The 10,883-nt window shown below is 43.8% G+C and carries 5 protein-coding genes; all 5 read right to left on the reverse strand.

Annotated elements, in window-relative coordinates:
- Positions 1–7: 7 nt before the first annotated feature.
- Complete coding sequence (locus tag K6V26_RS16380) at positions 8–676, reverse strand: cobalamin B12-binding domain-containing protein (protein ID WP_224263324.1); 669 nt, start codon at positions 674–676, stop codon at positions 8–10.
- Positions 677–708: 32 nt separating this feature from the next.
- Positions 709–3,201 (reverse strand): alpha-L-rhamnosidase-related protein, encoded by a 2,493-nt coding sequence (locus K6V26_RS16385; protein WP_224263325.1) that lies wholly within the window; start codon positions 3,199–3,201, stop codon positions 709–711.
- A 794-nt stretch (positions 3,202–3,995) separates the two neighbouring features.
- On the reverse strand, positions 3,996–5,582 hold the full coding sequence (locus K6V26_RS16390) for a sulfatase family protein (protein WP_224263326.1): 1,587 nt from the start codon (positions 5,580–5,582) through the stop codon (positions 3,996–3,998).
- Between the two features lie 25 nt (positions 5,583–5,607).
- Positions 5,608–7,473 carry a RagB/SusD family nutrient uptake outer membrane protein gene (locus K6V26_RS16395; protein WP_048315213.1) on the reverse strand — a complete coding sequence of 622 codons (1,866 nt, stop codon included), beginning with the start codon at positions 7,471–7,473 and terminating at the stop codon, positions 5,608–5,610.
- A gap of 12 nt (positions 7,474–7,485) precedes the next feature.
- Positions 7,486–10,683, reverse strand: coding sequence for a SusC/RagA family TonB-linked outer membrane protein (locus tag K6V26_RS16400; RefSeq protein WP_224263327.1), 3,198 nt, complete (start codon positions 10,681–10,683; stop codon positions 7,486–7,488).
- Positions 10,684–10,883: the final 200 nt, after the last annotated feature.

Here is a 10,883-nt window from a genome sequence, read left to right on the forward strand (position 1 = left end):
TTCTTTTTTATGCAACCAGCTTATCCAATATCTCAACCAATGCCTGCGGTTCGTCCGTATAATAATCAGCGCCGATCTTTTGGGCGAACTCATTGTTCAACGGTGCACCTCCCACACAGGTGATGACTTCGGGAAATTCCGACTTGATCTGCTTGTTGATTTTTTCCATATTGGCCATCGTTGTCGTCAGCAAGGCTGACATTCCAACAAATGCACCCGGATTCATTTTTATGGCATCGATAAACTTCTCGGCAGGAACATCCACGCCTAAATCTATTACCTCATATCCGTTTCCTTCGGCGATCATACTCACCAGGTTCTTCCCGATATCATGCAAATCGCCTTCCACCGTACCGATGATCAGCTTCCCTTTCCGTTTGACGGAACCATCCATAAAATACTTCTTCAGATGCGCCATCGCCCCACTCATGGCTTTGGCGCTCATCAAGACCTGGGGTACGAAGACTTTGTTTTCACGGAATTTCACTCCGATACGTCCCATACCGACAATCAGCCCTTTTGAGAGGACATCCGCAGGTGCAACACCCTCTTCCAAAGCCTGTAAAGTAAGTTCGTCGGCACCCAACTGCCCTTTCATGCTTGGCGGATAGGGAGATTTTTGATTTATTTTCCCGTTCTCCACACATAATGCGATTTGTTCTAAAATGTCGTTCATAGTTTTTGTTGTTAGCATGTTCAATAATTATTTTATTTGCCGTATAATCTTACTCTCACTGTTCCTTTACAAGGATAAGTAAAGGAAGCCTTGCCATCTACCCCGACTTCTACAGGAGTCGTTTTTCCCTGAATGGCTAATTTATATTTTAAAGCCGGATTCAATCCTTCAATAATAAACCGGTAATTGTCCGCCGTATTCATCTCCCACGAAATATCATTTCCGGAACATTGTTTCAAGGTTACACCCACCGGTGAAGACGACTCACCGAAGACTTTCAACACTGTTTTTTCTTCATTGTGCGGATAGACAACCAAACCGCCTTCCCGGAAAGAGGCTCCGAAAGCATCACGGCTTTTAACAGAGAAACGGTCTGTCTGCATCTCATAATCATCGACACTCAAACGGATGCGATAGTCGGTATCCCGTAACGTATAATTAAATTCCGTTCCGTTAAGTATCTCAGACAGGTTAGGTTCCAGCCCCATCCTGTTCCATTTCGGACGTATCCCGTAAATGTCGCGGTAAAGAGCCGTCACACTTGTACAGATACCCGCCAAAATATCGGAACCCTGCCCCTCCTGTGTCTTACGGCTATACCGCTGGGAAGAGAGTCCGTCTTTTTTATATTGCGCCAGGATGTTACGGATATACTTTAAAGCGATGTGCTTGTCGTAACCGACATAAGCCCTGACTCCCAGATATCCCCAGGTCGGGAAGATATCCCCGTTCTCATAAGTTGGGAAAGGCCAGTTTCCGGCTGATACTTCCTCTCTTTTGAAAGAGTCGAAACAAAGCGGCCAGTGGAACAAATTCTCGGCAACCGTTCTTTTCTCAATTTGTTCAAGTACCTGGGCGATCCGTCTTTTATCATCACATAAACCGAAGGCGATCACAGCGAAGTTGACCGGAGTAACCAGGTTATCCCCATGTACGGAACCGTCTTTATCCCTCCAATAAACATATTGCTTTTTCTCCGGCGACCAGAAACCGCCCTCATGGATCGACTTGTTGAAGTTATCTTTCAGCTTCTGTGCCACTGCCGTATAATAATCAGCCTTTGCCTTATCTCCCAAAACCCGTTCACAGCCGGCCCACAGATTAAGGGCTTCATACATCTGGGCATTTACAAACGCATTCTCGAAGCTGGCCCAGACGATATCCAGCCAATCGCTTGCTTTCTCTTCTTTTATAGAGTTATTCATCATCTCAAAAATGCCGTTGCCATTCGAATCCCTTCTGATCAACCAGTCCAGCGCCTTCTCGCAACCTGCTTTATGAGATTTCAGCCACTCGATATCGCCACACAAGTCAAATTGTTCCGCTGTGTTAATCACATGGCCGGTCTGCGAATCTATCGTGTATCCCCATCTTGCTTCATAATATCCGGTTTTGTAATTGAATGTTCCCGGCATCTGGTCTTCATCCGCATTATGCCACCGGGAAAGGACACGTCCGTCGGCTGTTATCGCATAATCCCTCTCACTGTCTAAGGTTGCGGACATATTTTTTACATAATTGCCGTCATTCAAGGCCATTCCTATCTGGGCAAAGAAAGGCTCATGCAAACATTTCCAGTTGGTAGTCCATCCGTTTGCTCCTACAATCGTATTATCCACCACCCCGTATCTGCCGGTCGTATTCATCAACTCACGAACCGCTTCCGCATCTATGCCGGGCAGGTTTCCTCTTGAATAGGCAACTGCATAATCGACATATTCCATTTTCAACGTCATGTTTACCTCGCCTTTCCGAACATTAAAAGGGGTAAACACATCTGCTCGCTGATGGACAAAGCGGTTCAGATTATACCGGGGTTCCAATTCTTCATCTGTCACAAAATGAGTACAGACAAACTCTTTCTTATCACTCTGCGAATATTTTGCCGCCAGCTGTCTCCCATCCGATTTTGCTTTGATACGCAAGGCATTTCCCGTATCCGGATTCCAGAAAGTAACGCCTCCGGTATGTACGCCGTATGTATCATTTACCTCTCTCAAATATTTACACCAGACCATTCCTCCGTTATCCAGGATTCCTCCCTTCCAGACGGCTAAGTCTGCAAAATTCCATTGAGGGAAAGCCATTTCTTCCAGCTTTGCCAGGTTACTGTATTTTCGGTTGATATTCCATATGATCTTGTCATCATTCAGGTCAAAGCTCCATGATTCATTTACACTTATCGAATGATCTCCATAAATGATATTCTTTATAAGTATCTTATTTCCGGACTCTTCCACCTTAATCCCATCCTGACCGGAACAGGAGGTAAAAGAACCTCCCCTGGTTCTGAATCCAGTATAAACACCCGATTCGGATAATACATTTTTACCTTTTACTTTTAACTGCGTTATTTTACAGCCATCCGAATAGTCGAGTTGAAGAATCAGCTTTTGACCGGGATCGGAGATAGTTATTTTTTTCAGTGCCGGATCATGAGGCCCATTATTATTCAGGGCATAAGAATCAATAGCAAACATAAACATCCCTAAAAAGATAAAGGTCACCAGTAGTCTCATATTCATGAATTATGTGAATTAAGTTAGTAATTAAAAACATTGGTATTAAATTTCAAGAACAAAGGTCTGTATATATTTTTCTTTGGAACATGAGGATTTGTTCTTTATACATGACAGAATGATACAATTATCGACATATTCTCTCAACAAAAGTTTTACAAAATAAATCCTTCATTCCTTCATCTATATGATATCTTATTGGTTATCTTTGTGTTACAACTTATAAATAATGAACAAAATGAAGGAAACGCTTTTCAATCCCTGATTTTTAGCTAATAATTGATAGCTTCCAATACCATAAAAAGGTAAATATCTACCGGAAGATTATCTGTCAGCATATCTTATTCTAATACAGAGCCAGTGAACCCTTAGTCCTGATATGCTTTCTTCTTTCTTGTTTTTCAATTATCTGACACTTGTTTGCCATCTGTCGAACGCTTATCGCATAACTATCGAACAAGCGTTCGACAGATGACAAACAATAACGCATATATAACCTACAGAATAGCAAGATGTTATAAGAATCCTAATTATCTATTACCGGACTCCTACTTCTTTTCTACCTGTTAACAAAGCCATCTCCTTCATCTTGTTCATCATTTATTATCAGTAACATAAAGATAACCAACAAGATATCATATAGATGAAGGAATGAAGGATTTATTTTGATAAACTTTTATTGAGATGTTTAAGCGAATAAAGCATTTATACGATATATATAAAAAGAACCCCTGAAGCCTTTTTGTTCGACTCCAGGGGTTCAACTATCCACATCTCCTTTACCTATTTCACTTATTCTGTTAGCTTTTCTTTGCTAATTCCGATTCGATAGGATCGTTATATTGTCTCTGCAATTTGTGCAGTTCGTCCATCAACTGTTTGGTGATTTCTTCCGTACCGGGTTTATTATAAATGTTATTCATTTCCATCGGGTCGTTTTGCAGGTCGTAAAGTTCCCATACGTCGATGTCATTATAGAAATGCATTAATTTATAACGGTCTGTACGTACGCCATAATGACGTTTTACCATGTGTTCGGCCGGGAACTCATAATAATGGTAATACAAGGAAGTACACCAGTCTTTCGGATGCTCGCCTTTCAGCAACGGCAGGTAAGAATCACCCTGGATATCTTCAGGAACCGGAGCGCCTGCCAGTTCGAGGAAGGTAGCGGCATGGTCGATATTCTGAACCATTTCAGGAATATCACCCTTTATGCCACCCGGATAGCGAACCAACATCGGTGTGCGGAAAGACTCTTCATACATGAAACGTTTGTCAAACCAACCGTGTTCACCCATATAGAATCCCTGATCGGATGTATAAACGATAATCGTATTATCCAGCAGATCGTTCTTTTCCAGATAATCCAATACACGACCTACATTACGGTCTACCGAATGGATGACACGAATATAATCGTGCATATACTGCTGGTATTTCCATTCAGCCAACGCCTTGCCGGAAAGTTTCTTTTCCTTGAACTCTTTGATGATCGGGTCATAATGCTTGTCCCAGGCGGCTTTCTGTTCCGGAGTCATCCGGTTGTACATATTACGTCCGGCTTTTTCCAATCCCGGATTGGAGTGGATCTCGTTTTCTTTGTCTGCCAGTTTCAGGTCATACACCAGATCCATGTCTTTAATGACACTCATTTCCTGCTGCGAAGCGGCAATACGGCCTTCATATTTGTCGTAGAAAGTTTCCGGTATCGGGAAAACAACATCCTTATACAATTCCAGATCACAGGTATCCGGCATCCAGGTACGGTGCGGAGCCTTATGATGCAGGAGCAGGCAGAACGGTTTGTTCTTATCCCTTTTCTGGTCCATCCAGTCGATAGCCAGATCGGTTGTTATATTGGTGGCGTATCCTTCTATTTGTTTCTTTTCTCCGTTATCGATAAAATAAGGATTGTAATAATCGCCCTGTCCTATCAATATGTTCCAGTAATCGAACCCGGTAGGTTCGGATGTCAGGTGCCATTTACCGACAATAGCGGTCTGGTAACCGGCTTGCTTCAATAGTTTCGGGAACGTCTGTTGTCCGCCGTCAAATGTTTTCGTGTTGTCGGTAAAGCCGTTTGCATGGCTATGCTTACCGGTCAGCAGACAGGCACGGCTGGGACCACTCAACGAGTTGGCAACGAAACTGTTGGTAAAACGGACTCCCTCTTTGGCGATGCGGTCGATGTTCGGAGTCTCGATGAACCGATGATCATACGCACTGATTGTCTGAAACGAATGATCATCGCACATAATGTAGAGGATATTCATTGGCTTCTTAGCCTCCTCTGCCCCTGCTTTTTTCTCTTTGCAGGAAGGCAGCGATGCTAACACCGCTGCTCCTGTTAATGAGAATAATACTTTAGACCTAATGTTCTTCATATTCTATATACTTGTATAAATTAGATTACCATCCCGGGTTCTGTTCCCATTTACCTCCTGTCAAAGACAACATACGAGGTTGAATAGGCAACAAATAGTCGCGACCTACATTAAACCGCCATCCCTGCTCATAACCTGCCGGATTGCTGGGCACAACATAACGAAGTGCGTCACCCGGTTTACCTGTCAGGAAGAGATTGTTTCCGGAAGCCTGGTCGTAAACCAACTTACCGCCAAATGCGGGATGGTTTTCCAGGTTACTTCCTGTAAATAAGACACCTTTCGGCCATTTGCCAACGATAAGTTCTTCGGCAGCAGCCCAACGAAGAATATCTTCCAGACGACGGCCTTCACAGGCTTTCTCGATACGACGTTCACGGCGGACAGCCTGAATATATTTATCCAGATGACGGAACGGATAATCAGCTTCCTGATTATACTCCCGATCAAAATCTACGGCAGGCATACCAACACGGTCACGTAACGGTTGCAAAGCTACAATTATTTTCTGAGAATTGGCCGCTCCGTCCAACTCGGCCAACGCTTCGGCATAATTTAACAGGATATCGGCATAACGGAACTGGATTGCCGGGGTTGCTCCTTTAGCTTCAGCATCCAGGCTACCGGTATAATCGATCTGTACATATTTCAGTAAAGAATATCCTGTCATATTCTGATTGTAAGACGAAGTACCAATCAGTGGCGGAACGACATAGTAAGGAGGCAAATCATCCGGACGCAGTTGTTGTCCGGGCGTACAGATCGTCTGCGACAAACGCGGATCACGTACGGTAGGCAATAACTCATCACCAAACACCTTCTTTGCATTTACCAATGCTGCACCGATAAACGGTTTGCCATCTTTTGTCAGATAATCATCGATCAAAGATGCAGTAACACCGATGCTACCTCCTCCCTGGTTCAGATAACGATTTACACTGTTACCCACCTGATCGCCATCATACATTTTAAACCAAAGTACTTCGGAATTAGCCGATAAGTCGGTGGTTTGAAACATCTGGCGGTAGTCATCCAGTTCGTTACCAGTAGAATATATTTTCCATACTCCGCGATCCATTACATCTTTGGCGGCATCGGCAGCCTGTGTAAAGTACCCGCGAATCTTTTCATCCGTTACGGAAGGATCAAAAAACTTATCGCCTTTTGCCTTATGATATTTCTCCCAGGTACCCTCGAAAAGAGCCACTTCACTCTTCAATGCACGGGCAACATCCTTATGGACACGCATGGAAGCACTATTATTCTGTATACCCAAATAAGAAATAGCCTTGTCCAGGTCGGCCAAAATGCTATCCGCCACTACGGTCCGGCTATCCCGAGGTAACTGCATCTCTTCTTCATTAGGGTCAAGCGGAGTACTTACCCATGTCAATGGCCCATAATCCACAAACATCCTGTAATAGTACCAGGCCCGGAAGTAATAGGCTTCGCCGACATACTGATCATAATCGGGACTTCCCTGTTCCACACAGTTATCTAAATTGGCTAATAAAAAGTTCAAATTACGGATAGCCGTATAATTGGTCAGTTTGGCTGCACCGCTCAAAGTAGTCTCCCCTACCAGACGCGAGCTAACAGAACTGGATGACATATTATCACTATTTATATCAGAACCGGCAATACCGTCACCACTACCACCGGCACCGAAGTCTTGTCCCCGCAAGCCGTTACCAAAATTTACTTTTATTTTATCATCTTCATATTTCGGATTGCCTATCTGATAAAACATGTCCAGATAATTTCTCATTTCACCTGTACTGCTGAAAGGCTGCGCAGTCGAAAGTACGCCTTCCGGCATTTTATCCATATCGAAGCAGGATGTTAGGCTGAAAGCCAGAATCACGCCTAAAAATATATTTCTTTTTTTCATATGATCTCTAAATTATAAGTTAACAACCAAGCCTACAGATACTACACGGTTCATCGGATAGTTCTTACCACCCTCACTGGTGTAGTCGTTCTTTGTATAGATCGCTTCCGGGTCAAACATACCTTTCAGTTTTGTAAAGGTCAGCAGGTTTTCACCAGAGAAGAATACCTGAACTTTCTGCATACCTACTTTATTCGTCCAGATAGCAGGAAGGTCATAGCTGATTGTCAGGTTTTTCAAACGGCAATAAGCACCACTCTGAATATACCGGTCGCTGGTAGTCATTGTTTTATCACGGAACGGAACAACACCGCCTGCCGTATGGATATAGGGCTTCGGATAATAAGCTCCCGGATTCGATTCACTCCAGAAATCCAGATGTTCCTTAAACACAGTTACCTGTGCATAGGGACCGCTTCCCCAGAAGTAAGCGCCTGTTCCCGGATCCCAATCACGTTTGCCAACTCCTTGGAACATCATGCTCAGGCTAATGCCTTTCCAACTGATAGAACCGTTAACTGTGTACTGATAACGCGGAGTCGTATTACCGATTACCGTCATATCGCCCATATCATCCAATGTATTTGTCCCGTTATTGATCTTATTATCATTATTCAGGTCACGATATTTCACATCACCCGGAGTCCAGGGTTTACCACTAATAAATGACAAGTCATACTTTTCATTATAAGCATCTGCTTCTTCCTGTGTCTGGATCAGACCGTCGGCACGATACCCCCAGATTTCGCCCACCTTTTTACCGGTATACCAGTTTTCTTTCGGATTTGTTCCGGTCGGGTTGGCATATTCCGTTACTTCTGAAGTTGCATCCGACAATGAACCACCGATCGTATACTGAATATCGCTACCGATCTGTCCGCGATAATTCAGGGCAAGCTCCCAACCGCGGTTTCTCATCCGTGCATTATTGGTCTTAGGTGCATCTGCTCCGAAAATATCCGGAAAGTCGACGCCGGGCCCTAACATATCCTTTGTATCACGCTGGAAAACATCGAGTGTACCGGTCAAAGAGTTCCCTAAGAATCCAAAGTCGAGACCGATATTCTTACTTTCCACCTTTTCCCAGGTAGTAGTCGGATTCACAACACCCGGAGCCCGTGTAAAGATATGACGTCCGTCAGAGAAAATATAATTGCCCAACTTATTATTCAACTCCATTGTTGCGGCAAAAGTATATAAGGCAGCACCGGCCTGGTTACCCAGCAAACCATAGGAAGCACGCAGTTTCAGGTTTGACAGTACATCAGTCACAGAACTCATGAATTGTTCGCGGGTAATGTTCCATCCCAAAGAGACGGAAGGGAAGAATCCCCAACGATTGCCTGAGGCAAAACGGGAAGAGCCGTCATAACGTCCGTTCAGCTCAACCAGATAACGTCCGTCATAATCATAATTGATACGTCCGAAGAAACCGCGGGTTGCCCAACCGTTACGGGTATCGATGACAGTCTTGTCGCCGGTTCCCATACCGACATTCGGATTGCTGGTCGAATACAGGCCGGTAATGGAGTTCTTCATCAGACTGAACTCATAATCTTCTTCCTGAAAACCAGCCATTACTGTAAAGTTGTGCTTTTCAGCCAAGCTGAAAAGATAATTTGTATACAAATTGATCGACTGATAACGTGTACGGTCATAGCTACGGGTAAACTTACCATCAGGAGACATACCCAATTCCGCACGAACACCTTTTGAAGTACTGACACCGTCGGCACCATAAATAAGCGGACTGACATTTAGTGCTTCGTATTCTTTATTTCCTAATTTATAGGTATAGTCGAAGAATATAAACCAGTTCTTAACAGGTTGAATATCCAAACCGGCAGTGATATTCATATTATCACGCTGTGTATTTGTATAGGTTCCGCTCTGCAGATAAGGAATCATTGTCAGTTCCGTGAAATGACCGTTCGGGTCGACCGGAGAAACTGTGGGACGGAAACGAGCCAGTGAATGATAGAAACCTTCGCTGATACCACCGTCACCAAACGGAGTATTCTGGTCGGAATGCATGAATTTGGTATTCACTTTCAACTTCATCCAACTAGTCAGCTGCGAAGTAACATTGGCAGCAAAATTATACCGTTTATAATCCATATCTGCATAACGGAGGATTCCGTCTTCCGAATAGTAACCACCTGAAATATAATATTGTGCAGCCTTACCACCACCGCTCAGGCTGATATTATGATTCTGTTTAAACGCCCAGTTCTTATAATGCAAATCAAAATAATTCACATTACCGACACCAGACTCCGAGTTTTCGAAAGCCGGGTTCATATTGGAATTGGCTGGCAGTTCAAACCACGGATCGACACTACTCGGATCATTGATATACTGCTGTAACAAAGCTAGTTTCTCATCGCTGTACAAACGCGGAGAACCGGCATTGGTTACACCGGCATTCCAGTACTGTGCAAAATCATACGAATTGACCATATCCGGCAGAACAGTCGGCGTACTCCAACCTACCGTACCCTGGTAGTTGATACGCATTTTACCTTCTTCCCCTTTCTTTGTCGTGACAAGAATCACACCGTAAGCGGCACGTGCACCGTAGATGGCACAAGCAGCCGCATCCTTTAATACGGATATATTTTCAATATCACTGGGGTTTACATCGGTGAGGCTCATTTCCACACCATCGACCAAGACGTAAGGGGCTGCATTATTATCCAGGTTACCTTGTCCGCGTAATGTCAAAGTACCAGTTCCACCCGGGCGGCCACCATCGGAATTGCTTACCAGCAAACCCGGAACCATCCCCTGCAAACTCTGTACGGCATCGGCAACAGGACGACGTTCCAGCACATCTCCCTTAACGGAAGATACGGAACCGGTCAGATTCACTTTCTTCTGTACGCCATAACCGACAACGACTACTTCATTAATATCAACTGCATCACTAAGCATTTTAATTGTCAAATCCTTCATACCTTCCTTTACCAGGATTTCCTGAGGAATCAGACCAATATAAGATATTAATAATGTTTGTCCGGGTGATACCGAGATAGAAAAACGGCCATCGGCATCAGCAATCGTACCGTTCTGTGAATCTTTCACCTGAACAGCTGCTCCGGCCAAAGGTTCGGAGGTTGCCTCTTCGAGGATAACCCCCGTTACTGTTTGCTGAGCAAAACCTGCCAAGCAAAACAACATCAGTAAGAATGTTAGAAAAGATTTTTTCATAAAACAATAAATTTAGTAAACAACATAATTTAATTCTCAAGACAGGTAAGTTTTTTCAAATTCACCTATATCCAATAACATTAAATTTACCCTATTTCATAAGCACGCTCTGTTTAGTTAATATTTGCAAAGGCAAAGTTGCACTTTCCGAGACATACCGATGTCAACAAACGTACTTTTCATGTCAAGAACCATCCTAA

Source organism: Parabacteroides goldsteinii, from assembly GCF_020091425.1.
GTDB classification, from domain to species: Bacteria; Bacteroidota; Bacteroidia; order Bacteroidales; family Tannerellaceae; genus Parabacteroides; species Parabacteroides goldsteinii.

Excerpts from the sequence above, each read along its gene's own strand:
- K6V26_RS16395 (WP_048315213.1), bottom strand. The coding sequence starts at position 7,473 with ATGAAAAAAAGAAATATATTTTTAGGCGTGATTCTGGCTTTCAGCCTA.
- K6V26_RS16380 (WP_224263324.1), bottom strand. The coding sequence starts at position 676 with ATGAACGACATTTTAGAACAAATCGCATTATGTGTGGAGAACGGGAAA.
- K6V26_RS16390 (WP_224263326.1), bottom strand. The coding sequence starts at position 5,582 with ATGAAGAACATTAGGTCTAAAGTATTATTCTCATTAACAGGAGCAGCG.
- K6V26_RS16385 (WP_224263325.1), bottom strand. The coding sequence starts at position 3,201 with ATGAATATGAGACTACTGGTGACCTTTATCTTTTTAGGGATGTTTATG.
- K6V26_RS16400 (WP_224263327.1), bottom strand. The coding sequence starts at position 10,683 with ATGAAAAAATCTTTTCTAACATTCTTACTGATGTTGTTTTGCTTGGCA.